The organism is Erwinia sp. V90_4 (assembly GCF_029967685.1).
GTDB classification, from domain to species: Bacteria; Pseudomonadota; Gammaproteobacteria; order Enterobacterales; family Enterobacteriaceae; genus Erwinia; species Erwinia aphidicola.
In genome coordinates, this window is sequence record NZ_JASCAQ010000053.1 from 120,708 (window position 1) to 147,612 (window position 26,905).

At 55.6% G+C, this 26,905-nt stretch carries 21 protein-coding genes, 1 tRNA gene and 1 pseudogene; 8 read left to right on the forward strand and 15 right to left on the reverse strand.

The window, feature by feature from the left end; genetic code table 11:
• Nucleotides 1-35: 35 nt before the first annotated feature.
• From QLG07_RS14745 to QLG07_RS14770, 6 genes are all read right to left on the reverse strand, one after another.
• The gene (locus QLG07_RS14745; protein ID WP_282469523.1) at nt 36-683 is read right to left on the reverse strand and encodes a LuxR C-terminal-related transcriptional regulator; all 648 of its coding nucleotides are present in this window, start codon (nt 681-683) and stop codon (nt 36-38) included.
• Nucleotides 684-990: 307 nt separating this feature from the next.
• The gene (locus tag QLG07_RS14750) at nt 991-1,353 is read right to left on the reverse strand and encodes a YibL family ribosome-associated protein (protein WP_282469524.1); all 363 of its coding nucleotides are present in this window, start codon (nt 1,351-1,353) and stop codon (nt 991-993) included.
• Nucleotides 1,354-1,425: 72 nt separating this feature from the next.
• Nucleotides 1,426-1,971 carry a mannitol operon repressor MtlR gene (gene mtlR, locus QLG07_RS14755; protein ID WP_048917874.1) on the reverse strand — a complete coding sequence of 182 codons (546 nt, stop codon included), beginning with the start codon at nt 1,969-1,971 and terminating at the stop codon, nt 1,426-1,428.
• Nucleotides 1,972-2,045: 74 nt separating this feature from the next.
• The gene (gene mtlD, locus QLG07_RS14760) at nt 2,046-3,194 is read right to left on the reverse strand and encodes a mannitol-1-phosphate 5-dehydrogenase (protein ID WP_282469525.1); all 1,149 of its coding nucleotides are present in this window, start codon (nt 3,192-3,194) and stop codon (nt 2,046-2,048) included.
• 97 nt (nt 3,195-3,291) lie between these two features.
• Nucleotides 3,292-5,223 carry a PTS mannitol transporter subunit IICBA gene (locus tag QLG07_RS14765; RefSeq protein ID WP_048917868.1) on the reverse strand — a complete coding sequence of 644 codons (1,932 nt, stop codon included), beginning with the start codon at nt 5,221-5,223 and terminating at the stop codon, nt 3,292-3,294.
• Between the two features lie 474 nt (nt 5,224-5,697).
• Nucleotides 5,698-6,414, reverse strand: a complete 717-nt coding sequence (locus QLG07_RS14770) for a DUF3053 domain-containing protein (protein WP_048917867.1) — start codon at nt 6,412-6,414, stop codon at nt 5,698-5,700.
• Between the two features lie 330 nt (nt 6,415-6,744).
• On the opposite strand from QLG07_RS14770, the gene QLG07_RS14775 reads away from it, so the two are divergent.
• Nucleotides 6,745-7,041, forward strand: a complete 297-nt coding sequence (locus tag QLG07_RS14775) for an HTH-type transcriptional regulator (protein WP_048917866.1) — start codon at nt 6,745-6,747, stop codon at nt 7,039-7,041.
• A gap of 42 nt (nt 7,042-7,083) precedes the next feature.
• Here QLG07_RS14775 and QLG07_RS14780 read toward each other — a convergent pair whose 3' ends face one another.
• From QLG07_RS14780 to glyQ, 3 genes are all read right to left on the reverse strand, one after another.
• Nucleotides 7,084-8,130: an NAD(P)-dependent alcohol dehydrogenase gene (locus QLG07_RS14780; protein ID WP_282469526.1), complete on the reverse strand. Its 1,047-nt coding sequence runs from the start codon at nt 8,128-8,130 to the stop codon at nt 7,084-7,086.
• Between the two features lie 337 nt (nt 8,131-8,467).
• Complete coding sequence (glyS, locus tag QLG07_RS14785; protein ID WP_048917864.1) at nt 8,468-10,537, reverse strand: glycine--tRNA ligase subunit beta; 2,070 nt, start codon at nt 10,535-10,537, stop codon at nt 8,468-8,470.
• Nucleotides 10,538-10,546: 9 nt separating this feature from the next.
• The gene (glyQ, locus tag QLG07_RS14790; RefSeq protein WP_012443081.1) at nt 10,547-11,458 is read right to left on the reverse strand and encodes a glycine--tRNA ligase subunit alpha; all 912 of its coding nucleotides are present in this window, start codon (nt 11,456-11,458) and stop codon (nt 10,547-10,549) included.
• Nucleotides 11,459-11,688: 230 nt separating this feature from the next.
• On the opposite strand from glyQ, the gene QLG07_RS14795 reads away from it, so the two are divergent.
• A complete protein-coding gene (locus QLG07_RS14795; protein ID WP_282469527.1) occupies nt 11,689-12,684 on the forward strand; it encodes an acyltransferase in 996 nt (331 codons plus the stop codon).
• Here QLG07_RS14795 and QLG07_RS14800 read toward each other — a convergent pair.
• From QLG07_RS14800 to QLG07_RS14815, 4 genes are all read right to left on the reverse strand, one after another.
• Nucleotides 12,669-13,115 carry a SemiSWEET family transporter gene (locus QLG07_RS14800; protein WP_048917862.1) on the reverse strand — a complete coding sequence of 149 codons (447 nt, stop codon included), beginning with the start codon at nt 13,113-13,115 and terminating at the stop codon, nt 12,669-12,671. The genes QLG07_RS14795 and QLG07_RS14800 overlap by 16 nt on opposite strands.
• The gene (gene dalD / locus QLG07_RS14805; protein ID WP_282469528.1) at nt 13,112-14,515 is read right to left on the reverse strand and encodes a D-arabinitol 4-dehydrogenase; all 1,404 of its coding nucleotides are present in this window, start codon (nt 14,513-14,515) and stop codon (nt 13,112-13,114) included. Before dalD ends, QLG07_RS14800 begins: the two co-directional genes overlap by 4 nt.
• Nucleotides 14,516-14,604: 89 nt before the next feature.
• A complete protein-coding gene (locus QLG07_RS14810) occupies nt 14,605-15,525 on the reverse strand; it encodes a helix-turn-helix domain-containing protein (RefSeq protein ID WP_133622408.1) in 921 nt (306 codons plus the stop codon).
• A gap of 1 nt (nt 15,526) precedes the next feature.
• Nucleotides 15,527-16,069: an isochorismatase family protein gene (locus QLG07_RS14815; protein ID WP_253537757.1), complete on the reverse strand. Its 543-nt coding sequence runs from the start codon at nt 16,067-16,069 to the stop codon at nt 15,527-15,529.
• A 168-nt stretch (nt 16,070-16,237) separates the two neighbouring features.
• On the opposite strand from QLG07_RS14815, the gene QLG07_RS14820 reads away from it, so the two are divergent.
• From QLG07_RS14820 to QLG07_RS14830, 3 genes are all read left to right on the forward strand, one after another.
• Nucleotides 16,238-16,332: transfer RNA gene (locus tag QLG07_RS14820), tRNA-Sec, on the forward strand.
• 1,169 nt (nt 16,333-17,501) lie between these two features.
• Nucleotides 17,502-17,714, forward strand: a complete 213-nt coding sequence (gene cspG / locus QLG07_RS14825) for a cold shock protein CspG (RefSeq protein WP_048918687.1) — start codon at nt 17,502-17,504, stop codon at nt 17,712-17,714.
• A gap of 579 nt (nt 17,715-18,293) precedes the next feature.
• Nucleotides 18,294-18,506, forward strand: coding sequence for a KTSC domain-containing protein (locus QLG07_RS14830; RefSeq protein ID WP_282469529.1), 213 nt, complete (start codon nt 18,294-18,296; stop codon nt 18,504-18,506).
• A 243-nt stretch (nt 18,507-18,749) separates the two neighbouring features.
• On the opposite strand, the gene QLG07_RS14835 is transcribed toward QLG07_RS14830, so the two are convergent.
• Complete coding sequence (locus tag QLG07_RS14835) at nt 18,750-19,634, reverse strand: LysR family transcriptional regulator (protein WP_099754330.1); 885 nt, start codon at nt 19,632-19,634, stop codon at nt 18,750-18,752.
• Between the two features lie 148 nt (nt 19,635-19,782).
• Between QLG07_RS14835 and QLG07_RS14840 the strand changes: the two are divergent.
• Nucleotides 19,783-20,954, forward strand: a pseudogene (locus QLG07_RS14840) (MFS transporter).
• A 19-nt stretch (nt 20,955-20,973) separates the two neighbouring features.
• Complete coding sequence (locus QLG07_RS14845; protein WP_282469530.1) at nt 20,974-21,999, forward strand: alpha/beta hydrolase; 1,026 nt, start codon at nt 20,974-20,976, stop codon at nt 21,997-21,999.
• Between the two features lie 16 nt (nt 22,000-22,015).
• On the opposite strand, the gene QLG07_RS14850 is transcribed toward QLG07_RS14845, so the two are convergent.
• Nucleotides 22,016-22,984 carry a metallophosphoesterase gene (locus QLG07_RS14850; protein WP_282469531.1) on the reverse strand — a complete coding sequence of 323 codons (969 nt, stop codon included), beginning with the start codon at nt 22,982-22,984 and terminating at the stop codon, nt 22,016-22,018.
• Between the two features lie 685 nt (nt 22,985-23,669).
• Here QLG07_RS14850 and QLG07_RS14855 point away from each other — a divergent pair.
• A complete protein-coding gene (locus QLG07_RS14855; RefSeq protein ID WP_282469532.1) occupies nt 23,670-26,876 on the forward strand; it encodes an autotransporter outer membrane beta-barrel domain-containing protein in 3,207 nt (1,068 codons plus the stop codon).
• The last annotated feature ends 29 nt before the right edge of the window (nt 26,877-26,905 follow it).

Genomic DNA, 26,905 nt, shown 5'->3' on the forward strand with positions numbered 1-26,905 from the left:
AATAACTCCATGCTGTACAGAAGAATTGCATCCGCTTACTGAATGCTACTCATTAACTCACCCGAAAAGCGGGCTTCACACCACCCTTCCTGAATGAGCCAATAGTTAAGTTCAGCCGGGCGGATCATATTGAGCTTCGACATAATATTTCTTTTATGAGCGCTCACTGTTTTCTCACTAATTTGAAGAAAACGCGCTACGCCACCATTACTGATGCCTCGCGCCAGGTAGCGCAGGATCTCGGTTTCCCTTCGGGTCAAATTATTTTCACTGCGTATAGAACATGTAGGGATGAAAATATTGCGGATATCTTGTTGTTGATCGAGCTTTTCGCTCACCACGGCAAGAATGCTTTCGACGGACCAGTCACGATAAATGGGCACATAATTGGTAATGTCGCTCTTCATTGTCTCTGATATTGCCTGTTGCGTACCATCGCCATCACGAATAATAAACACGCTGGAAGGGCGTGTTTGCAGGCGGTGATTAAGATAGTGGATATTGGCGATAGACAAGGCATCTTCAGCAAGAAATACCATTCTTGCCCGCGTATTAAAGATGCAATCGGTAAACTCAGCATGTGTTTCGGCGGTGGCTAATTTCGTAGAGAGAGAGAGCTTCAATCCTTCCTGGAAAAAGCGATTGGGATCGTTTACCACAATGGTTATTGTACTTTTTCTCATTTGGCCACTCACCTGTATTGTCCTTAACAGAAGACGCTTACCTGAGTCGAAACAAGCATCCTTACGAATCTTAATTTAATCCTGAGTAGGCTATTATATCGTTGTGTTTATTTTTTCGGTAGTTAGTTTTTTCTCATTTGATAATTGCGATATTTAATTCTGTTTATAAAAAAATAGCGAGTAGTAAAGTCGCGACTCTCGCGTTATTGATGTTTTTCGATATTTATTCTGGATGGGGGAGTAAGACGAACGAGTACAAGAGGGCTGGGGAACAGCAGCAATCTGCTCCCCGTACAGCTTTGGGCACTTAGAACGGAGTTTTAGCGTAGCCAGTCATGACTTTCAGGCCCATTTCTCGACCCAGGGCAGTCGTTGGGTGAACCACGATCAGGCCGCGCACGCTTTTCTTCAGTGCGCCCATGTTAGCCTGCTCTTTCTTGGTGATTTCACGGCTGAACGGCAGATGCTGCAGCTGCTGAGCTTCTTTACTCAGGTTTTCCGCACGCACGCCGCGCAGACGTTCGATTTCCGCTTCCAGCTTGTCTTTCTCTTTCAGCAGTTCGCCGAGCTTTTCGCTCTCGCCAGAGGCCAGCAGCCCGGGTTCTTTGTGATTAAGGGCATCCAGCTTGTCGCTGAGCTCTTTGATTTCTGCCTTAACTTGTTCTTTCATCGCGATTGACCGTTAAATTGATTCATTGCTGCAAAGGATACACGAAAGCGGGGCAAAGGGGGAAAGGGCGGGTTACTTTTTAAAAGCCTGCTTAAGACTGATCACTGAGATTAATGTCGTCAGGGACAGCACCATGGTCGAGCGCACCACCTGCTGATAACGCTGCTGCTGCATAGCGCGCAGCTCGCTATCGTCACTGGCAAAATCAGGGCGCGGCGGCAGCGCGCTAACGCAGTGCAGCTCGCCAAAGGGCCCGAGAATTTCATCATCGGTAAAGCGATACTCGCTGCCGTCATGATTCAGCTCTTCACGCAGCGCCATCAGCAGCTCGCAGTCTTCATACTCGTTGCGGTTAATCATCCCGAGGCCATAAATCAGCTTCAGGCGCACCGAGAGTTCCCCCAGCGGGCCATCGCCGAGCAGCAGCGGTTCTACGGCATACTTAACGGCGTAATCATCCTTACGGAACACCTGCACCACCAGAATGTTCACGGCCTCAGCCAGCAGTTCTACGGCGGCGATTAGAAAACTTCTTACCGATCGTCCGGCGTTCAGGCGTTCGAGCACCCGATTTTCAAAAGCCTGTGGTTGTTCCATGAGTGCCTGCATATCTTTCATATGGCGTAAGGACGCCTGCGCGGGCACAGCAGTGCTGTGCCCTGGTTGTTCGTCCGTGAGGAGCGCTTGCACCATTATGCCATAGCGTTCCAGGCCTTCACTACCGCCTTGACGACATCGCTGTCGGCAGGCAGGCCGGAGATCTGCGCCAGCACGCTGGCAACATCCTGCTGCGCCAGCAGCCCGGCCAGTTCCTGCGCCTGCGGGTCCTGATCGCTGCGGTAGTGCAGAGCAGCGGCGATACCGGTCACCAGATTATCGTGCGGCAGGTTATATTCCAGCGTGCCGAGCGTTGGCTTGATCAGACGGTCGCCCGCGCTCAGTTTACGCAGCGGCTGGCGGCCGACGCGTTCCACATCATCTTTCAGGTAGGGATTCTCGAAACGACCGAGGATTTTCTGGATGTACGCCGCGTGTTTTGCCGCGTCAAAGCCATAGCGCTTAATCAGCACGGCACCGCTCTCTTCCATCGCGCCCTGCACCACTTTCCGCACTTTCTCATCGAGAATCGCTTCGCGGATGGTGTTATGCCCGGCTAGCTGGCCAAGGTAAGCGGTGATGGCATGGCCAGTGTTCAGCGTGAACAGCTTACGTTCAACGAACGCCATCAGATTGTCGGTCAGCTCCATGCCGGGAATATCAGGCAGCGCGCCTTTGAACTGGGTCTTATCGACAATCCACTCGCTGAAGGTCTCCACGGTGACTTCCAGCGGGTCGCTGTTGCCCGCTTCAGACGGCGGCACGATGCGGTCAACGGCAGAGTCAACAAAGCCGACATGCTCTTCAACCCAGGCGTGATACTGCTCTGGCAGCGCCTTCAGCACGTGGCCTTTCAGCTGCGTGGTGCCGCGCACCATATTTTCACAGGCGATGATATTGAGCGGACGGGAATTAGCGCTATCACTGCGTTTGGCCAGCCCTTTGGCAATGCCAGCGGCAATGCGCTCAAGGATCTGTGGGCCAACTGCCGTGGTAACGATATCAACCTCTGCGACCAGCGTGATAATGTCATCGCTGGTGCTGTTAACCGCGTTTACCCCTTTAACCATCTCAACCTGCGCCTGCTCACCGACGACGTGAACCGGATATTCTCCGCGCGCGTTGAGGGCATCCAGTACCACCTGATTCACATCCGCGAAGGTGAGCTGTATACCGGCATCCGCCAGCAGTTTACCGATAAAGCCACGGCCGATATTTCCGGCGCCAAAATGTAATGCTTTCATAATTATTCCCGTATCAAAAATGGAAAGGTCGGGCATGCCCAAAGCAAAAAAGGGCCGGGCATGCCCAGCCCCCAGGGAGGTATTGACTTCAAACGGCTCAGGCGCTGGTTTTACCTGACAGCAGGTCGAGAACTTCCTGCACGTCGGTGGTGCTGGCCAGGCGGGCAATCACGCTGTCATCGTCGAGCGCGTTAGTCAGGCTGGTAATCACCTGGATGTGTTCGTTATTGCGCGCGGCAATACCGATCACCAGGCGGGCAATATCTTCCGGCTCTTCACCGAAGTGAACGCCCTGCGGATACTGACAGAACACGACGCCGGTTTTCAGCACGCGGTCTTTCGCTTCCACGGTGCCGTGCGGCACGGCAATGGATTCGCCAAGGTAGGTTGGCGTCAGTTTTTCACGCGCCAGCATCGCCTCCACATATTCCGGCTCAACGTAGCCGCCTTTCACCAGCTGCTCACCGGCAAAGCGGATCGCCTGCTCTTTATCCGTCGCAACGTTGCCGAGGAAGATGTTGCTGGCGCTCAGTTTGAACAGGTGGTCCTGGCCATCATCGAAGCTGTCGTTCAGCGTCGCGCTGACTTTCTCACGATGGTCGGCGCTGCGTCCGGCTTCCACCAGGCGTGCCGTCAGGTCGGTATACAGGCCGCTGTCGAGGAAGTTAGTCAGCGAGATGTGCTGGGCATGGGGGGCCTGGCGCATCGCACGTTCGGTCAGGTCGCGGTGGGTGATCACCAGGTCAACGTCGCCCGGCAGGCTGTTAATCGCCATGTTGGTAACGGAAACCGCAGTCAGACCAGCATCGTTCACTTTCTTGCGCAGCACGCCTGCACCCATGGCGCTGGAGCCCATACCGGCATCACAGGCTACGATGATTTTGCGCACGTGGCTCAGGTCACCGTGCAGGCCATCAGCAGCGGCAACGCCGGCCGCACTCTGACCTTTAGACTGGGCTTTCATTTCCTGCACGCGGCGAGCCGCGGCTTCAATATCGTCATCTTCTTTCACTTTGCTGGTTTTCAGCAGGATGGCAGAGACCACGAAGGAGACAGCAAAAGCAGCGACAATCGCGGCGATGTTCGCGAAGTAGGCGCCTTTTGGCGTCATTGCCAGCACCGCCAGGATAGAGCCCGGAGAAGCCGGGGACACCAGGCCGCCGTTCAGCAGAGTCAGCGTGAACACGCCGGTCATACCACCGAGGATAACCGCCAGAATCAGGCGCGGGTTCATCAGCACGTACGGGAAGTAGATTTCGTGGATACCACCGAAGAAGTGGATGATTGCCGCGCCACCGGCGGACTGCTTGGCATTGCCACGGCCGAAGAACATATACGCCATCAGCACGCCCATACCCGGGCCTGGGTTCGCTTCGATCAGGAAGAAGATCGATTTACCGGCTTCGCTGGCCTGCTGGATACCCAGCGGCGAGAAGATACCGTGGTTGATGGCGTTATTCAGGAACAGAATTTTAGCCGGCTCAACGAAGATAGAGGTCAGCGGCAGCAGGTTGTTCTGCACCATCAGATTCACGCCCGCGGCGAGAATATGCGACAGACCTTCAACCAGTGGACCAATCGCCAGGAAAGCGAGGATGGCCAGCAGCATGCCAATGATACCGGCAGAGAAGTTGTTCACCAGCATCTCGAAGCCAGATTTGATCTTGCCATCAATCTGACGGTCGAAGGTTTTAATTGCCCAGCCGCCCAGTGGACCGGCAATCATCGAGCCGAGGAACATTGGCATGTCGGCACCGACAATCACACCCATGGTGGTAATCGCACCGACCACGCCACCGCGATCGCCGCCAACCAGGCGGCCACCGGTATAACCGATCAGCAGCGGCAGCAGGTAGGTAATCATCGGACCAACCAGCTTCGCCATGGTTTCGTTTGGCAGCCAACCGGTTGGAATAAACAGCGCGGTGATAATACCCCAGGCGATAAACGCCCCGATATTCGGCATTACCATGTTGCTCAGAAAGCGACCAAAGTTCTGAACCTTGATCTTGATATCTGATGAGGACATAAACAAACACCCCTTATTGGTACGCGCTGACAATAAGAGAGCGCGTTGATTTTTGTTTTAGACGTGACAGCGGGTTAAACCGTCAGTATCACTGTATGCAGGCGGACTTTATCACGCGGATATGGCGCTGCGTAGCGGTGGGCTAAAGTGTGATGCAGATCACTATGAAGGGTGGGGTAGACGGGGTTTTTTAGTGACGAAGGTCACATTTATTCACTGTAGCAAAAGGACTTAGCCTGAAATTTAATCAATTGTCGCGTATTGATGTGACTTATATCACAAATTAACGTTGTGGCTTTGTAGTCTTTTTGTGATTCAAATCACAAAATATTTTGAGGCAAAACGCGCCAGATCACACTTCATTGGCCGATCAATCTGCCGGCCGACTCTGATGTAATAAAATTACGGCAGGAAATTAATTATTGGCGCGAAAGAGAGAGAAAGGGCCGAAGATCTCCGGCCCTGACGAATGACTTACTGGAAACCACCCTGCAATGCACTTTGTGCCTGCGGCAGCGCCTGAGCATTCGCGCTCAGGTTGCTCATCAACGTGTTGTACTGCGTGGCCTGCTCCTGCGTCGGGAACTGTACCGTCGAGCCGTTGAAGCTGACGCGAGTCCCCTGCTGCTGCAGGAAATCACCCGTCTGTACCGCGTCCTGGCTCAGCGTCTGCAGCGCCGGTAACAGCGGTGCCAGCGAAGCAGCAGGCTGAGTCACCACTTTGTTATAGACGTTGTCATACACCGTCTTCAGCTCTTCCGGCTGCTTCAGGGCACCCTTGCTGCTGTCGGCCTGCGTCTTTGCGGCCTGGATCTGCTGTGCCAGCACGCCCAGTGAACCGCTCGCCTGGCGCAGCGAGTCGCGGCGCGTCAGGTAATCTTGCGGAGTACGGATAGCAGACAGTTCGTCCACCACCGGCTTCAGGCCGGAATCGACCGCTTTGTTCACCTGCTGGGAGAAACCGTAAATAATCGCGTAGTCGCTGACGTAAGCGCCAAATTTCTGCTTCTGATCTTCACTCAGGCTCGGCAGGTGTTCACCGCTGCGCATTGCGGTATTTTGCAGAAAATCGATGAAGGCTTTACGCTGATCGGCTTCTTTGTCGCCACAGCCGGTTAGCTGCAACACCAGAAACAGTGCCATAAATGGCACCAGCAGACGCGTCCAGATGCGTGATGTTCCTGTAGTCATAAAAAATTAACTCCTGTTAACAAGTACTTACCGAATTGGCTGGCAGATAAATTCTGGGTAAAGAATAGTCCAATTCACTTTTGATGGATAGCGGATAGCGCGATTCTTCTGATTGTTGTGACCCCAGTTAGCTGATTTTAAGCAAGTTTGAAAAATAAGCATGAAATATGGCTCCGCTTCACAGAATTGATCCCATACTTAAGTCTCTGGCATTTCCCTGTGCTGCCTTAAAAGCTCCCCAGCGGCTGTTGTATGCCAGCATTCAGAACCTGAGACTCAGGTTCTCCCCCCTCTGGTTGTTCACGTGATGTGAGTTTTTGAGGAGTGCTTATGGAGTTGAAAGATCCTATGTCGGAGCTGCTGTCCAGTCTGGAGCAGATAGTGTTAACGCGTGAAGTGATGATGCAGGCCGCACCCGTAGCGAAAAGCGAGGTGAATCTCCCCGAGCCTAAGCGCGTTCGGGAAATTACCGGCATGCAGATAGGTGAGTTTGCCCAGGCATTAGGCGTGAGCGTTTCGTCGGTGAAAAGCTGGGAGGCAAACCGCACCAGGCCATCAGGCAGTGCACAGAAATTAATGAAGTTATTACATTCGAATCCTTGTCTTGGCAGACAGCTGCTGGGCTAGCAGAAGAAACCCGCCCCGAGGCGGGTTTTTGGTTTTTAAGGCTTACTTCCCGGCTTTCATATCAATGACAAAACGGTACTTCACATCGCCCTTCAGCATGCGCTCAAACGCCTGCTCGACCTGATCAAGACGGATCACTTCCACCTCGGACACGATATTGTGCTGGCCGCAAAAATTGAGCATCTCCTGCGTCTCTTTGATGCTGCCGATTGAAGTGCCGGAAATGCTCAGGCGCTTAAATACCACAGGGGTGACGTTCGGCGATTTGTGCGGTGCGTCAGGAATGCCGACCAGTACCAGATGACCGTTGGTTCTCAGCGCATTGAGGTAAGGGTCGAGGTCGTGCGGGGCGGCCACGCAGTCGAGGATCATATCCAGGCTGTTCGCCACGCTCGCCATCTGCTCCGCGTCTTTGGAGACCACAACCTGCGTCGCCCCGAGGCGCAGCGCATCTGCCCCCTTCGCGGGGGAGGTGGTAAACAGCACCACTTCCGCGCCCAGCGCATGCGCCAGCTTGACCGCCATATGCCCCAGGCCACCCAGGCCGATCACCCCAACACGCTGGCCCGGCTGGATGTTCCAGTGCTTCAGCGGCGACCAGGTGGTCACGCCCGCGCACAGCAGCGGCGCCACGGCGCTCAGCTCGAGGTTTTCCGGCACGCTGACCACGAATTTGCCGTCGACGACGATGTTATCGGCATAGCCGCCGAAGGTTTTGCCGCCGATGATTTTCTCTTCGCCGTTATAGGTCGCGGTAAAGCCCGCTTCGCAATACTGCTCCTCACCGCTATGGCACTGCGCGCAGTGGCCGCAGGAGTCGACCATGACGCCGACGCCGACCAGATCGCCCGCTTTCACGTGGCTGACCGCGTGGCCGGTGCTGATGACGCGCCCGACAATTTCATGGCCAGGCACCAGCGGGAACTGGCTGACGCCCCACTCGTTACGCGCCATATGCAGGTCAGAATGGCAGACGCCGCAGTAGTGAATGTCGATCAGCACGTCGCCAGGCTGTACATCGCGGCGGGTAAATTTGAAAGGTTCCAGCGGGGTGTTAGCTGCTTTGGCAGCGAATCCAGAGGAGTGCATAGTGTCTACCTGGTTGGCAAAAACCGCACAGGGTAGGGAAATGAGGCGCCAGGGGCAAGGAGGAATTGTAAAACAGGATGAACGGCATACGTGGCGACCGGAAAAAATGGTCTTCATGACGGCGGGTGCAAACCCTCAACGCGGGGCGACCGAAAAAAATGGTCTTCATGACGGCGGGTGCAAACCTTCAACGCGGGGCGACCGGAAAAAACGGTCTTCATGACGGCGGGTGCAAACCCTCAACGCGGGGCGACCGTAAAAGAAGGTCGCCCCCTACGGTTCGGGGCAACCTCAATCATGTAGGGGCGGACCCTCTTTTCCGGTCCGCCCGCAAAGGTTACTGCAGCAGCGAGATATCCGCGACCTGCAGGAACAGCTCGCGCAGCTTCGCCAGCAGCGTCAGACGGTTGATACGCACTTCTTTCTCTTCGGCATTCACCATCACCTTATCAAAGAAGTTATCCACCGCTTCACGCAGCTGGGCCAGCTCGATCAGCGCATCCTGGTAACGGCCTTCGGCGAAGAACGGTGCCAGTTTGCTGCTCAGCGCGGAGACGTAGGTCGCCAGCTTAATCTCTTCATTCTCTTTCAGCAGCGACGCCTGCACGCTGTCGTTCAGCGGCTCGGTTGCCTTCGCCAGAATGTTGGAGACGCGCTTGTTGGCGGCCGCCAGGCTGGCTGCTTCATCCAGCGTGCGGAAGTGAGACACCGCTCGCATGCGGGCATTAAAGTCAGCAGGGCGGGTCGGGCGACGAGCCAGCACGGCCTGGATAGTATCCACGCTGTGGCCCTCTTCCTGATACCAGGTGCGGAAACGACCGAGCATAAAGTCGATCACTTCATCCACCGCTTTGGCGTTCGACAGCTTGCTGCCATACAGGCGCACGGCTTCTTCCGTCAGGGTCTGCAGGTCGAGAGGCAGGTTCTTCTCAACGATAATACGCAGCACGCCCAGCGCGGCGCGGCGCAGTGCGAACGGGTCTTTATCGCCTTTCGGATGCTGACCAATACCAAAGATGCCTGCCAGGGTATCCATCTTATCAGCAATCGCCAGCGCACAGGCTACCGGGTTAGACGGCAGATCGTCACCGGCAAAGCGCGGCTGATACTGCTCGTTCAGCGCCACCGCCACGTCTTCGGCTTCGCCGTCGTGACGCGCGTAGTGCATGCCCATCACGCCCTGAGTGTCGGTGAACTCAAACACCATGTTGGTCATCAGGTCGCACTTGGAGAGCAGGCCAGCACGGGTGGCGTGATTCACATCTGCGCCAATCTGTGCGGCAATCCAGCCCGCCAGCGCCTGAATACGGTCGGTCTTATCGCGCAGCGTACCCAGCTCTTTCTGGAACAGCACGGTCTCCAGACGCGGCAGGTTATCCTCCAGGCGGCGCTTACGGTCGCTGTTGAAGAAGAACTCGGCGTCGGCGAGGCGCGGGCGCACCACTTTCTCGTTACCGGAGATAATCTGCTGCGGGTCTTTCGACTCGATGTTGGTGACGAAGATAAAGTTCGGCAGCAGCTTGCCCGCATTGTCGTACACCGGGAAGTACTTCTGGTCGCCCTTCATGGTGTAGACCAGCGCTTCCGCCGGAACCGCGAGGAACTTCTCTTCAAACTTCGCCGTCAGCACGACCGGCCACTCAACCAGCGAGGTCACCTCTTCCAGCAGGCTTTCGCTCAGGTCGGCGACGCCGCCAATCTGCGCGGCGGCTTGTTCCGCACCGGCTTTGATCATCGCTTTACGCGCTTCGAAGTCCGGCTGAACCTTGCCGCGCTCGACCAGGATCTGCGGATACTGGTCGGCATTATCGATGGTGAACTCCGGCTCGCCCATAAAGCGATGGCCGCGAATAGTGCGGGCAGAGTCGATACCGAGGATTTTCGCCGGGATCAGCTCATCGCCCAGCAGCAGCGTGACGGTGTGGACCGGGCGCACGAACTGCACCTCGGAAGCACCCCAGCGCATCAGTTTCGGGATCGGCAGCTTAGCGAGGGAGGTGGCAATCATCGCCGGCAGCAGAGCCTGGGCGCTTTCGCCCGTCACCTGTGCGCGGTACATCAGCCACTCGCCTTTATCGGTGCTCAGGCGCTCGGCCTGGTCAACGGTGATGCCGCAACCGCGCGCCCAGCCTTCGGCCGCTTTGGTTGCCACGCCGTTGGCGTCGAATGCCGCCTGGATTGCCGGGCCACGTTTTTCAACTTCGCGATCCGGCTGTGCGGCGCTCAGCCTGGCGACTTTCAGCGCCAGACGGCGCGGGGCCGCGAACCAGCTCACTTCACCGTGGGCCAGGCCCGCAGCATCCAGCTCGGCGGTCACGTTGGCAGCGAAGGACTCGGCAAGGCTGCGCAGCGCTTTCGGAGGCAGTTCTTCGGTGCCAATTTCCACCAGAAAAGTTTTATCAGTCATGGCTGCCTCTTATTTCTTGTTATTGCACATCGGGAAGCCGAGTGCCTCGCGGGAGGCATAATAGGCTTCAGCCACGGCTTTCGTCAGGGTGCGGATGCGCAGAATATAGCGCTGGCGCTCGGTGACGGAGATCGCTTTACGCGCATCCAGCAGGTTAAAGCTGTGTGCGGCTTTCAGAATACGTTCGTAGGCCGGCAGCGGCAGCGGTTTTTCCAGCGCCAGCAGGCTCTGCGCCTCTTTCTCGTACTGCTCGAAGCAGGTAAACAGGAAGTCGACATCGGCGTATTCGAAGTTGTAAGTGGACTGCTCCACTTCATTCTGATGGAACACGTCGCCGTAGGTGGTTTTACCCAGCGGACCGTCGCTCCATACCAGATCGTACACGCTGTCGACGCCCTGGATATACATCGCCAGGCGCTCCAGACCGTAAGTGATCTCGCCGGTTACCGGCTTACACTCCAAACCGCCAACCTGCTGGAAGTAGGTGAACTGCGTCACTTCCATGCCGTTCAGCCACACTTCCCAGCCCAGACCCCAGGCGCCCAGGGTGGGGTTTTCCCAGTTATCTTCCACGAAGCGAATATCGTGAATGGTCGGATCCATACCCAGCTCTTTTAACGAACCGAGGTACAGCTCCTGAATGTTGTCCGGCGATGGCTTGATGATCACCTGGAACTGGTAGTAGTGCTGCAGGCGGTTCGGGTTTTCACCGTAGCGGCCATCGGTCGGGCGGCGCGAAGGCTGCACGTAGGCAACCGCCGTCGGCTCGGGACCGAGCGCACGCAGGCAGGTCATGGGGTGAGAGGTGCCCGCGCCCACTTCCATATCCAGCGGCTGGATGATGGTGCAGCCCTGGCGCGCCCAGTAATCCTGTAAGGTCAGGATCAGGCCCTGAAAGGTCTTGGTATCAAACTTTTGCATGATGATTTCGCACGCGATACGAGTGGTGATAAAAAGTGGGCGCCAGTATACCCTTTGACCGGGCCTATTACCAAAAGGCACAGAAGGATTCATTCAGGGATATTTCACCGCCGCGCCATAAATCGGTTCATCATGTTCTGAATTTTCCTTTGGCCGGGTTGTTGAAGCGCAGCCACCTGGCTACCCTCAATCTCGCATTGATGCAGACTTTGCCGGGAAATGAGGACGAAATGTCGCAAAAGATTGGCTGGATAGATAATTTACGCGCGGTTGCCTGCCTGATGGTGATTATGATCCACACCACCACCTGGTACGTCACCACCGGCATGTCGGTAGGAGAACACAGCTGGGACCTCTCCAACCTGCTCAACTCCGCGTCGCGCGTGTGCGTGCCGATCTTCTTTATGATCTCCGGCTACCTGTTCTTCGGCGAGCGCAGCGCCGAGCGGCGCCACTTTCTGCGCATTGTGCTGTGCCTGCTGTTTTACAGCGCGGTGGCGCTGGTTTATGTCACGCTGCTGACGCCGATCAATGAAGCGATGTCGGTGAAACATCTGCTGCAGAAGCCGGTGTTCTACCACCTGTGGTTCTTCTTCGCGATCATCGCTATCTACCTGTTTTCCCCACTGATTCAGGTTAAAGCGGTCAGCGCCCGCTATCTGGCTATTGCCACGCTGGTGCTGGCGCTGCTGGCGAATCCGAACACCGTCGACAGCTCGATCGCCCGCTTCCACTGGCTGCCGATCAATCTGTATATCAATGGCGATACGATTTATTACCTACTGTATGCGCTGCTTGGCCGGGCGATCGGCACCATGGACACGCAAAAGCGCGGCGTCAGCTGGCTGGCGGGGGTGAGTTTTATCGCCTGCGTGGCGCTGATTGCCTTCGGCACTAAACGGCAGTTCGCGATTAACGGCGCGTTTGCCGATACCTGGTATCTCTACTGCGGCCCGGCGGTGTTTATCGCCGCCGTCAGCCTGCTGGTGCTGTTTAAAAACACCATGAACCATCGCGTCAATCCGGTCTTTGCGCTGATTGCGCGTAACTCGCTACCGATCTATGGCTTCCATGCGCTGTTTATCCACTTTATGCGCACCCATCATCTCGATAACACCGACCACCCGCTGATCGACATCCCGCTGGTGTTCGGTGTTACCCTGGCCGGTAGCCTGCTGCTGGCTATCGGCCTGCGGCGCATCGATCAGCGTCACTTGGTGAGCTGACCCTTTTTGCGCTCGCTGCGCGCCACTTTTAACGGGCGCAGGCGGCGGATACGCGGGTTGAGGATCACCCCCGGCATGCGCACCAGCCTGCGGCGGTTAGGGTTGGGCATCGGGCGCTCGTGCCACAGCTTGAGCAGGATCACCGTCAGCGCCAGCAGGGCGGTAATGCCGTTGGCGGCCATCACCGGCACATCGTGCATACGGTGACCGTACCAGGTCCAGCAGGAGACGCCGAAGAACAGCGCCGCCCACATCCCCAGCGACAGGCCGCTGGTGTCTTTATTTTTGACGATATGCATCACCTGCAGGCAGAACGAGCCGGTCGTCACCCACGCGGCCAGCGTGCCGAGCCAGACCGGCCACGGCGACAGAAAGATGATGGATAACAGCGCCAGCGCAATAGTGGCGGCAACAATTAACAGATTTTTCATGACTGACCTCGTGTCTGCTGTAAGCCACTGTCGACCCGCTCCAGCGCCTGGCGCATATCCTGCGCGAACTGTGGGATAGCGGCCAGTGAACCAAACAGCGTTTTCTCCTGGATAAATGCCTGTAGCGGATCGTCGCTGGCGAAGATCGCATCAAACGGCACCTCATTAAGGGCGCGATCCTGATACTCGAACGGCAGCGCGCCGCGCTGGCGCAGCTGCATAAAGCGGAACAGCAGCGCCGGCAGGATCAGCGCGGCGTGCGGCGAGCTCTGCTGCTGATAGCGGGCTTTCAGCGTCGGCACGATAAACTGCTGCAGTTTTGCGATGCTGTCCGACGAAACGCGCTGGGTTGTATCGCGCACCCACTGGTTGCTAAAGCGGTTTAGCGTGATATCACAATAAAGCGCCAGATCGACCTGAGTCTCGCCCAGCGCGGCGGCGACATCCTGCTGCACATAATCGCGCATCCACTGGCTGATAACCGGCTGCAGGCTCTGATCAATATACTGTTTACCCAACAGCGCCCCTGCCCAGGCAATGCCGCTGTGGCTGGCATTGAGCACGCGGATTTTTGCCTCTTCATACGGCGTGACGCAGCTGACAAACTCCACTCCTGCACGCTCCAGCGCGGGGCGCCCGGCAATAAAGTTATCTTCCAGCACCCACTGGCTAAAGGACTCGCAGGAGAGCGGAGCACGGTCGTCAGTAATACCCTGCTGTGCCAGCCGCGTGAAGATCGCCTCATCAAATTTTGGCGTAATGCGGTCCACCATGCCATTGGGTGCGGAGGTATTGCGCTCAATCCACGCCAGCAGCGCTTGATTACCCTGTGCGGCGACGAATTCGCGCAGTCCACGCGCCACGCTGTCGCCGTTATTGCGCAGGTTATCGCAGTTCAGCAGGGTGACGGCACCGCTGTTATCGTCCATACGCTGCTGCAGGATTTTGACTAACGCACCATACAGCGTGCTGGTCTCTTGCTGCTGCGCGAGATCGGCGGCAATCGCCGGGTGTGTCAGGTCAAGATGACCGTCCTCATTGAGGAAATAGCCGCCCTCGGTGACGGTGAAAGAGATGATTCTGGTGCGGGGGTCGGCACCGCGGGCAACCAGCGACTTAAGCTCGTTATCCCATAAAATCACCTCGCCGATCGCCTCTATCGGCTGATACTGTTTTTCCCCATCCGGTGAGATAATTTCCAGCGTGTAACGCCCCTGCTGACGGGAAAGCTGTTGCAGGGTTTGCTGAGTGCTGCTGTTGCGAATATTGGCGAGGGAGAGGGCCCAGCTGCGGTCGCCCTGCTGGTGAAGTTGATTAAGATACCAGCTCTGATGTGCGCGGTGAAAAGCCCCCGCCCCGAGGTGCAGCCAGTATAATTGTTCATCGTTTTTTATAGGCAAACCTTATCCTTAATCTGAAACAGACTGTGACAATGTTACAGGTAACACTAGCACAGTAATTCAGCAAATTGAAATGGCGGGGGGTGACTTCACTCCTGCCAGCGCTGCAAAGCGCGGCGCAGCTGGCGTGACGAGGAGAAGCCAGCGGAGAGGGCGGCGCGTTCGCTGTTTTCCCCACTGTGCAGCCGCTGCCGGGCAATCGTCAGGCGCAGCTGCTCGTGGTAGTCGCGCACGCTAATGCCAAGATGCTGGCGGAACAGGCGCGTCAGGTGGCGCGAGCTGACGTGGACCCGGGCGGCAATCTCCTCCAGCGGCCACTCCTGCTCCGGCTGCAGCGTCAGCAGATCCTGCACGCGGTGGATCGCCGGGTGGATATGGTTGCGGTGGCGCAGCCACGGTGACAGCTGCGGATCCTCGCCCGAACGACGAAAATAGACCACCATTTCCCGCGCCACATCCAGCGCCACCTGCGAACCGCACAGATGACCGATCAGATGCAGGCATAAATCGATGCCCGCGGTAATGCCCGCGCTGGTCCAGATGCCGCGATCTTCAACGAAAATACGGTTTTCTTTCACCAATGCAGCGGGTTCTGCCGCTTTCAGCCGCTCGATCACCTCGTGATGCGTGGTGCAGCTCACCCCTTTCATCAACCCGGCTTTCGCCGCCAGCAGCGCCCCGGAACAGACGCACACCAGGGTGATTTTACGCGCGTGGATCGCGGGCTGCATGCGCATCAGCCAGTTGCGCACCGCCATCGCCTGCGGCGTATCAAACCACACCTTTGAGTCGCTAACGCCGGGCAGCACCAGCAGGCTGCCGTCCGGCAGCGACTCCGGCAGCGGTTCAATACGGCTGACCAGCATATCCGTCGACATCAGCACGCTTTCATCGGGGCCGATATAGCGCAGGGAAAAGGCATCTCGCGCCAGCTTCAGCGTCTCCGCCGGGCCGGTGAGATCCAGCGCCATTACGCCGGGCAGGGTGATAAACCACACCGGGATAGTCATGTTATGCAAGCTCCTGCAGGCAGCCCTCAACGGTGCGGATTTGCGCAAAGCGGTTGATCAGCACGCTTTCGGTGCGGTGGCGTAAATCCGCAATGCTCAGGGTAATGCCGTCATGGGTGATGGGGAAAGTCAGCGTCGCTTCGGTGACGAAGGTGACGCGATAGCCGAAGTCCGAGGCGACGCGCGCCGTGGTTTCACAGCACTGCTCGGTGCGCAGGCCGCTGATAATCACGTGCTTTACCTGGTTCTGCACCAGCCAGGTCATCAGGCCGGAGTCGGTCAGGGCGTTATGGATGCGCTTCTGCACGGTGCCCGTCGCTTCATGGGTGATAAATGGCAGGCGCGTCACCAGGCCCGAAGCCAACGAGAACGGGCCCTCGTCTTCGACATGGAACACATCCACCACCGGAATGCCTTTCGCCTGACAGCCGGCAATCAGCGTGCTTAGCGCCTGCTCAAACGCTGGCGTTTCTGCTGCCTCGTTGTAGCCACGATGATAGAAGGATTGCTGCGCGTCAATCACTAACAGTACGGTATCAGTCATTTCTGGACTCCTGCTAAAGGGGATTAACGCTATGATGAATGGGGATTAGCAAGGAAAGAAGGCCAAAAAAGGACAGATCGCCGTCGCGGAGGGACATTAGGTGTGATGGCTAAAGCCGTAGTTTTCACAGGGGCAAAGGCAGTGATATACTCGCCGCCTCTGCAAAAGGGAAGATCGTCGTCTCCGGTGAGGCGGCTGGACTTCAAATCCAGTTGGGGCCGCCAGCGGTCCCGGGCAGGTTCGACTCCTGTGATCTTCCGCCAAATCCTACTCCCCGGCTCAACTAGCAATCGAACAGCCAGCCAGAGCAGCCTGTAAGTTACGCTTACAAGTTCAGACTTAAGACGTCTGGAAAGTCAGCTACAAAACCTCTCTCTTTAGGAATTGGGCAATAAACACAACCCTATGAGCCGCCCTTCGTAGGGTTCAGGCATGCCTGAACCGGGCTCGGCATGCCCAGCCCCTACCGTTAACGCCTTTCCTGTCGGGGGCGACTTTTTTTTCCGCTCGACCCGTCATGATATGGGGAGTCTTTCTTACCTCTGTGGCGCCAGCACCATCCCGCTGGCAGTTTGTTACAACGAGTAGCGTGAGGCTGCACTGTCACTATCGCTGTAAATAAAAACATGTTTTAAAAAACAGCATTGACCTCAAGTCTTAAATGAGTAAATTAGTATCCATCAGCACGAAAAACGTTGTTAGTAAGTTATTAAATAGTAAGAAGTATTTTGAAAACCATTTTGCTTTACAGGCCACGAAGTTTGTTGTTTGGGATGTAGTTTGCTTTCAGGCCTTGTAGTGTTTGTGCTGGTGCGCAAAATGGTAGTGTTAGCGCGACGATGTAAGGCCTTGTTTTTGAGTTCATGCGGGTGGTTTTGTGTATTTATCGTAACCATGCCGGCAAAGGGCAGCGCATCAAAGAGTTTATGTCGCGATGGGGGATGTGCTTGTTTGCATTGTCACGCTGGGATTTTAAAAGCGCAGACAGGCGTATAACGGGATAAACAGAGGGGGGATTTTCGTATTAACACCCTGTATTATCTGTAATTAACGGGTACATTTAAAAGCAGTACTAATAGTAGTATCACTTTAATAAGTCCATTAATGTTAAATCTGAAGTCTGTAGTACCTTAAAAGCCCTGGCTGCAACGGGCAGGGCTTTTAAGATTACTCCCTCCGTTGAATTGTAAGCTTTCCCAGCAAATCATTGACAAAACTAATCTTGATTGTTTCCCCATAAGAGTTCACTATGCCTCATCGGTTTGTCATACAGACCTTATGAAAGCAGTTTTAGTAAAGCAGTCCTCATTTCAAGCGTTATCCTTAGATACCCTTCTGCATGAGCCTCCTCCTAAGTGCCCAATAAGTCCTCATCTGCAAGCAGGCCATGTTCGCCACCTTATGTGGCTAAAGAAAATTTAAGGAAGTATCTATGTCTAATAAAATGACTGGTTTAGTAAAATGGTTTAACTCTGAAAAAGGCTTCGGCTTCATTACGCCAGCAGATGGCAGCAAAGATGTATTCGTACATTTCTCAGCTATCCAGAGTAACGATTACAAAACGCTGGACGAAGGGCAGAAGGTTGAGTTCTCGATTGAGAATGGTGCTAAAGGTCCGGCAGCTGCTAACGTTATCACGCTGTAATAGCTGATAATGACATGAACACTTACGACAGCGATGACGGCATCAGCCTGAGCAGATAAGTGAACGTGATAAAAACCCGCCCTGAGCGGGTTTTTTACGTTTCAGGCAGGGTAGCTCAGAGGATGGTCGTCGTTTTACTTCAACTGCTGGAGTGAAAGAGCGAAACCAAATAGTGCTAAACCAACGATGGCGACAGTAAGAACGCCGATGAGTAATTTCCAGCCCAACACCTGCCCTCCCTTAGTGTTTTTAATATGCCTGAAAGATAATAATATTCATGATTCACAGGTCAACCGGCGCGCATGTTTTTCAGAATAAGCAGTTATCAGTAACGTTCACAGTAAGTCTTTCTGTGCCCGATCAGGCTAAAATCGCCAGTGGTATAGTGGCCGCAGTGTCTCACATGACTTTACGGTCAGAGTGAATAATAGGACTCCATTTAAGCTGTTTTCGACCCGGATACACAATGTCTGCGACATGGCTTGCTGACAATATTTTCGTCCAAAAATAACATTATTTTGTGAAACAAACCTAAAAGACAACTATGGTTGTACTAAGGGTTAACAATGAGGGAATAATATGCACTTTCAGACAGTCATATCATCAAAAATCACATCCATAAGTTATTTTTCATTAGAAAAAGTGCTGGAGGTGGCTTTTGTTAATTCATTGACCTATCAGTTCATTAAAGTGTCTGAAAAAACTCATAATGACTTCATAACGGCAAAATCCAAAGGCCGTTTTTTTGATGGTGTAATTAAAGGTAAATACCTTTGCCGAAAAAAAGAATGAGTCTTTAAACGCGAAAGTTTAAAGCCGTGGCCAGTTTTGTTGACCACGACAAGCAGCCTGTAAGTCCTATTTAAAACTTCAACGTAAGGCTTACTGCATGCCCTGTACGGGCATTCAGCTGTTCGGTAAAACCGAACAGCTGCGGCGCCTCCCCGATAAATCCAATCCCTTGATTCAAACAAATCCCCCAGCCTGGACCTGTTGCGCGAAAAAGGCTGTTTTCCCGATAAAACCTGCATGCCGCTACTCCCGCAGCGCCTCTAACACCAGCTTAAAGGCCGGGGAGGGCTGCTTTCTGCTGGGGTAGTAGAGGTAATAGCCGGGAAAAGGGTGGCACCACTCTTCCAGCACGCGCACTAAGCGCCCTTCGGCAATATGCGGCGCAAACTCCTCCTCCGGCAGAAAGGCGATGCCCAGCCCGGCGAGCGCGGCGTCGACCATATGCGCTGAAGTATTAAACGTCAGCTGGCCCTCCACGCGCACGTTGACCGGCCCCTCTGCATCGTCAAACTCCCAGACGTACAGGCCGCCCGAGCTGGTCATGCGCATATTGATGCAGTTATGGCGCACCAGGTCCTGCGGCGTCTGCGGCGGGGCGTGGCGGGCAAAATAGTGCGGCGCAGCCACCGCTGCCATGCGCAGCTGCGGGCCAATCGGCACGGCAATCATATCCTTATCGATGGTATCCCCCAGCCGCACGCCCGCGTCATAACGGTCGGTCACGATGTTGCGAAAGCCGTGGTTGGCATCAAATTCCAGTTTGATATCAGGGTATTCCAGCAGCAGGGGCGTCAGCTTCGGCAGCAGCGTGGTGTGCAGCACGTTGGGGCCGCAGGTGATGCGCACCGTTCCGGCGGGCTTATCGCGCAGCTCGGTCAGCATATCCAGCTCGGCTTCAATTTCGTCAAAGCGGTTGCCAATCGCCAGCAGCAGTCGTTCACCGGCAGCGGTCAGGGAGACGCTGCGCGTGGTGCGCGTCAGCAGGCGGATCTGCATGCGGTTCTCCAGCCCGGAAATGGCCTGGCTCAGCGCCGACTGCGTGACGCCAAGGTGGGCAGCCGCACGGGTAAAGCTGCCCTCGCGCGCTACGCTGACGAACGAGATTAAATCATTGAGGTTGCGCTTCATCGCCCTGTTTCGCCCTGATTAATTAGCTCAGCTTATTAAGCCATTAAGTATTGATTAGCTAGTCAGCATACTTCACGCGTGTAGAATTTTCACCCAGAAACTGGCGCTAGCGCAGCCACGCGCGGCGCAATGATAAGGAAACAGTGTGATGACCATGAGCGATAGCGGGGCACAGCAGGCTGCCGCCCACTGGGGCGGGGTACTGGCGATGACGCTGTGCGTGTTTGCCCTGGTGGCGTCCGAATTTATGCCGGTCAGCCTGCTGACGCCGGTAGCGCGTGACCTCAGCGTCAGTGAAGGGCTGGCAGGGCAGGGTATTGCTATCTCCGGGGCTTTTGCCCTGCTGGCCAGCCTGCTGATCCCGGCACTGGCGGGCAATCTCAACCGTAAAACGCTCCTGCTGGCGATGACCGCGCTGATGGCGATTTCCGGCGCGACCATCGCGCTGGCGGCCAGCTATCCGGGCTATATGGCAGGCCGCGCGCTGATTGGCGTGGCTATCGGCGGCTTCTGGTCACTCTCTGCCGCTACCGCCATCCGCCTGGTGCCCGCGCAGCAGGTGCCGCGCGCGCTGGCGATTTTTAACGGCGGCAACGCGCTGGCTACCGTTATTGCCGCCCCGCTTGGCAGCTATCTGGGCGCGGTGATCGGCTGGCGCGGCGCGTTCCTCTGCCTGGTGCCGGTGGCGCTGATTGCCTTCATCTGGCAGTGGTTCACGCTGCCGGCAATGCACACCGACAGCCGCGCAGCGGCAACGTCTTTCGCCTGCTGGCGAACCCGCTAGTGGCGTTGGGGATAGCGGCCTGCGGCCTGTTCTTTATGGGGCAGTTCGCGCTGTTTACCTACTTGCGCCCGTTCCTTGAAACCGTCACCAAAGTTGAGGTCTCCACGCTGTCGCTGATCCTGCTGGCTATCGGCGTGATGGGGCTGGTGGGAACGCTGGCGATCGCCAGGTTGTTAACCCTGGGACTGTATCCCACGCTGATCGCCATTCCCCTGCTGATGGCCGCGACCGCGATAGCGCTGATGCTCTTCGCCCATCAGCTGTGGACAGTTGCCGCGCTGCTGGGGTTCTGGGGGCTGGTTGCTACCGCCGCACCGACCGGGTGGTGGACCTGGGTCGCCCGCACGTTACCCGAGGATGCGGAAGCGGGTGGCGGACTGATGGTCGCCGTGGTGCAGCTCTCTATCGCGCTGGGTTCCACGGTCGGCGGGCTGGCCTTTGACCACCGCGGCTATCACAGCACCTTCACGATTAGCGCGCTGCTGCTGCTGGCAGCAGCCCTGCTGGCCCTGCTGGCCTCGCGCAAAGATAACTAAACCCCACTGAGGACTGACCATGAGAAGATTTGCCATGCTGTTAGGGCTGTTAATCAGCGCGTTTGCCGCCAGCTCCGCCGATATGTCGCGCGGCGCGGATAATTTTTATCAGAGTAAAGAGCTCACCCGGCAGAAAGTCACGTTCAAAAATCAGTATCAGATGGACGTCACCGGCTATCTGTTTACGCCGAAAGGCATGGATCAGAATGATAAGCATGCGGCGATAATTGTCGGCCACCCGATGGGCGCGGTGAAAGAGCAGAGCGCCAGCCTGTATGCGCAGAAGCTGGCGGAGCAGGGATTTGTCACGCTGGCGATTGATGTCTCTTTCTGGGGCGAGAGCGCCGGCCAGCCGCGTAATGCAGTGGCGCCGGATATCTACGCCGAGTCTTTCAGCGCGGCAGTGGACTATCTGGGCACGCGTTCCTTCGTTGACCGCCGGCGTATTGGCGTGCTGGGGATCTGCGGCAGCGGCAGCTTCGCGATCAGCGCCGCGAAGATAGACCCGCGAATGAAAGCGATCGCCACCGTCAGCATGTACGATATGGGGGCCGCGAACCGCAGCGGGCTTAATCACTCGCTAACGCTGGAGCAGCGTAAAAAAATTATCGCCGAAGCGGCCGCCCAGCGCGACGTGGAGTTCGCCGGCGGTGAAACAAAATACACCAGCGGCACCGTGCATAAAATTGATGCAAACTCGTCCGCGATTGAAAAAGAGTTTTATGATTTCTACCGCACGCCGCGCGGGGAGTTTACCCCGAAAGGTTCTTCCCCATTGCTGACCACGCATCCAACGCTGACCAGCAACGTGAAGTTTATGAATTTCTATCCGTTCAGCGATATCGAAACCCTCTCTCCGCGTCCGATGCTGTTTATCACCGGCGATGCGGCGCATTCGAAGGAGTTCAGTGAGCGGGCTTACCAACTGGCGGGCCAGCCGAAAGAGCTGGTGATCGTGCCGAATGCCGGGCATGTCGATCTCTACGATCGTACCGATCTGATCCCGTTCGCTAAGTTGGCTGCCTTCTTTAGGGATCGTTTGTAACAATCCCCCCATCGGGTCAGGATGTCTGACCCGATGTGATTGGATCCGCCGCCAGAATCCGGCTCACTTCCCCGCCGTACCCCTTCACCCGCAGCACGCCATCCAGCAACTCCACCACCGCGAACGGCACGCTATCGGCGCCGTCGAGCATCCCTTTCAGGGTGATAAAATCGGTATTGCCGATGCGCGCATAGCCGCCGCGATGGTCGTGGCCGCTAAAGCAGGCGCGCACCCGGTAGCGGCACAGCAGCGCGGCAAGTTCGCCGCCGTTCCACAGGTTATGGCTGTTGTGTGGCGCCAGCGGATAGTGGCCGAATACCACCACCGTTTCTGCACGCTGCTCAGCAGCAATCAGCTGCTGCTCAATCCACGCCATCTGCTGCGCACCCACCGCGCCGTTCCACGGTTTAGCCTGCGGCTGGTTACGCGCCAGCAGATCGGCGAGCTGCGCTTCGGCCTGATGCCGCTCGTCGCCGTTGCCCTGATTGCAGTACAGGCTGATGTCATTGCCATCAAAAACGATAAAGCGGAACCCGGCGAGGCGGAACTGATAGTAGCTTTTCGGCAGCCCGGCGGGCGGCGTATGCGCTCCGCTCAGGCGGTCGGAGATGACGCGCGCATCATGATTGCCAATCACCATCGCATGCGAAGGGCGCAGCGTTTCATACAGCGGCAGAATCGCCTGGTAGCTGGACCAGTGGCGGTCCACCAGGTCACCGAGCGTCACGACGAAATCGAGCGGCTGCTGGTTCAGCGCATCTATCGCCTGCGGCAGCTTATGCAGCGCGTGCCGGTAATAGAGGTTCTTCGGCACGTCGGCATCGACGTCGGCGTACTGCGGGTCGGCGATCAGGCCAAAGCGTAGCGTGGCGTCCAGCGGCGTAACCGCATTCAGCTGCGGCGGGCGGTAGAGCGCCGCGACGCAGCCGAGCGCCTGCTGCTGCAGCGCCGAGAGTGGGTGAGGGTGGGCTTCAAATGAGTTCATGTGGTGATGCCGCTTCTGCGCCTGGTTCCCTAAAGATGAACTAAGCTAGCGAAGCTGAATGAACCTTTTATTAATTCTTTGTGAAATTTTCAAAAAGAATAACTTTGCTGGATGAATTGCGATTTTTTTTCTGGAGTATTTTAATTATTTGAAGGGTTGAAAATATATTCCCGCATGCCTTTTTACTGCCTTTGATTAAATGTGCTACAGATAGACAGGGCGATTTATTTTAAACATGGAAATAATGGACTGGTCATCTATTAAAAAATTAATAGCGACATTTACAGCTGTTAAATCGACATTTATGTTGCATTTATAATCAGTTGATCAAGAGTGTTTGTGGTTTTTTATCATTAAGAATCATTGTGATAGGTTTTTTAAACGCTCTGGGCTTCTGTCGTTAGGTGTTAGCATGTCAATAAAATAAATTGATCCTTATGATCATTTATTCTTACTTTACACTTATTAGCTGCAATCAACAGACTCACTAGTACTCTATCTATTTAAAAGAGGGTATTAAGCGTCCGTATTAATCGTTTTTGATAATTTAAGTTGCTCAAATCCTGCCGCTGGAATAAATCTTATTCTGGTGCGGGGAGCTTTTTTAGAAATAAAAGGATAAGTGAAAACAGCTGCCAGCAGGCCGGTTGTTTAATCATTTTTTATAAAAAAAGGAATTGCAGTGATGAAAAAAAATAGCTTCAGGCTGAGTACATTAACCGTTGCCGTTATCGTCGGTTTTAGCGGTACTGCAGGCGCAACGCCAGCAGTAAAAGACACCACGGCACTCAGTCATAACGGCCCGGGACAATATACTGGCGGCGGGTCGGTATTTATTGGCGGTGACAACCTCTCAGTCGTTAATGATGCCGTGACCGGCTCCCGCTGGGTCGGTATCAACCCAAACACCCCCGGATTTGCCGCACTGGTGAATAGCAGCGGCTACAAAGCCTACATGGATGCCAATACGCCATCCCTCGCCGGAGATGCTCACTATCCGATCGGTGAAGACGACCAGCGTGCCGTTCACGGCGAACGTCTGGCCCACTCACAGGGTAAAGAGAGTTATTCCGTGCCCGTTGGCGTGGTTGACGGCCTGAAAATGGGCACTGCCGAGGGGCGCTATCAGAAAACCCAGACCGTTACGCTCTATCAGCGTGATGCATCAGGCGCTATCCAGTACCAGAAGAACGCCGACGGGAGCGTTAAACTGGATACAGCGGGCAATCAGATACCTGTGACCGTCAGCAAAACCCTGGTACTGGAGCGTAACTCTGATGTCTATATCAAACCGGTGACCAGCAGCGGCGGTAGCTTCGGCCTGCAAAATGCGGCGATATACACCAAAGTCGTTAGCCTGAAAAACGATATCACCGCCGCCGTTGCCGTTAACGGTAATCTGCAGGAAAACAGCGCTAGCCAGCGCGCGCGCGACCTGCTGATCGTGAAAAATACCACTATCGATAACACGCTGAATCAGGACGCGGTGCGCGTTGGTGCTGCCGGTAATGTCGGCGGGGGCGGCAATGATGAGTATGCGCATAGCGAACGTCCATCCGCAACCGGCCTGAGCATCAACAGCAGCAGCGTTGACTATCAGTTTGATAAAGAGGGCCATAAGCTCAACAGCGGCGTGCTGACTCATCAGGTGGCAAAAAGCGCAAATGTGCTGTTGGATAATGCGCACATCGTGGCGAAGAACATTGCTGCGGTGCGCAGTGACGATAATGGCGAGGCCCTCAATCACGGCATCGATTATGGCCGTTATGCCGACAAAGGCTCAACGGCAGTCGCCATCGCCGGTTCTGGCCTGTTTGTCTCGATCGGCAACCAATCTACCCTGACCGGGGGTGTCAACAATGCCGGTAATGCGCTGAATATGTCGGGCCACGCTAACCGCGTTGACCTGAACAACTCCACGCTGAACGGCAGCGTGCAGCTGAACCATGATGGCTACCGCCCGGTTATCACCGTATCTGTGGTGCGCGACAGTAAAACCGGTGATTATGTGGCTAACGGCACAGCAGTCGATAACATCAACCTGCTGGACCGTCAGCACAACGGCACTACCCTGAATATCGGCAACAGCAGCGTGGTGAATGGTGATATCACCGCATCTGGTCAGAGCGGTTATGACGTACAGCTGGTGGATGTGACGGCGACAGATGCCCCCGTCCCGCTGGCACAAAGCGATATCCTCGCCTCACTTTCCGCCAGCGCAATCTATAAAAATGCCGTGAGCAGCGCAAACCAGACTCTGCTGGCAAACGCCGGCGGCGCCTGGACTCCCGTAACGGTTAATCTCGACCACAGCACTCTGAATGGTCGCGTCGCGGGCAACACTTCTCTATCCCAGCCGGACTTTATTGTGGGCGGCACCAATGTGATCTCGTGGAATCCGGATCTGAACGTGAAAAACGGTGCCGTATGGAATGCCGCAGCTACCGCCAGCAATTATCTGGCCGTGAGTGATGTGCATGACCTGAATCTGTCTGCTTCCACCCTGAATATGATCAATGTGGATACCGACGGCTCAACCCTTGGCGATCGCGGTCGTTATGAAGACCTCGGCGCCGCCCGCGTGGTGGTGCACGGTAACCTGTCGCAGGATAAAGATGGCAAAGGTCACTACCTGACCTCACGGGTTAACATCGGTAAAGCCGTGGCTGAGCCGTTGCTGAATCTGGGCGGTGAATACACCTATGGCTCCATGCAGGTGAAAGGTTCAGCACAGGGCTTGTATCAGCTGGCGATAGCTAACTCCGGCGCTGAGCCATACGCCAAAGAGGGCTATATCGCTGACCGTGGCAATAAGAATGGCGCCAGCAGCTATAACCCGCACAGCTTTGTCAACTATCTGGGCCAGGGCAGCGATGCACACTTCTATGGCCGCACTGAGATGGGTGTCTGGCAGTATGAGGCAGTTGATCAGTACAACGATAACGTTCATGACGAACACAACGTGTACTTTAAAAACAACGGTCACCTCTCCAACAGCGCCGCCACGGCGCTGAGCATGGCTGCCTCACAGGTCAACGTTGCCAGTATGGAGACGGATGCACTGGCCCAGCATATGACGGCTTCGCGTCACGCGGGTGATGAGGGCGGCGTGTGGGTTTCATACTTCGGCGGCAAGAGCAAAAACACCACCAATGCCGGGGCTAAATATAAGCTGAACACCAACGGTGTGATGTTGGGTGTGGATAACCTGTTTGATGCCAGGAATGGTGGCAGCTGGTTAGCCGGTCTGGCCTTCTCTTCTGCACGTTCAGATATGAATGTGATGAACAGCAGCGGCGATCTGGACAGCTACGGTGCGCAGTTCTATCTGTCGCGTCACTTCGATAATGGCATCTTTGTTGATACTCACGCGCAGTTTGACCACTTCAGCAACAGCGGCGACGCCCATATGCTGGACGGCCAGCGTTCACGTTCTGACTTCTCCGGCAACGGCTATGGTCTGGGCATGAAGTTGGGTTACACCTGGACCGATCGGGGCTACTTCGCTGAACCCTATATCAAAGCGACCGGCCGTACCTTTGATGGTGTGCACTACACCATGAACAACGGCATGGTGGTGAATGGTGACGACTACAAATCACTGCAGGGCGAGATAGGTGCTGATGTGGGTTACACCTTCGATATCAATCAGGGTTACGTAAAGCCTTACTTTCATCTGGCAGGCATCAACGAATTTGCCGACAGCAATGAGATGAAGCTGAACAACGTAAGCATGAACAACAGTATCGATGGCGCTGCGGTTCAGGTGGGGGCCGGTGCCGAGGTGAAACTGATGAAGGATGTCGGGGGTTACGCCAGCTTCAACTACACCAAAGGCGATGATATCTCTCGCCCATGGCAGGCGAACGTAGGGTTAAGTTACTCATGGTAATTGCCTGTTAACACTATCCCCATCTCGTC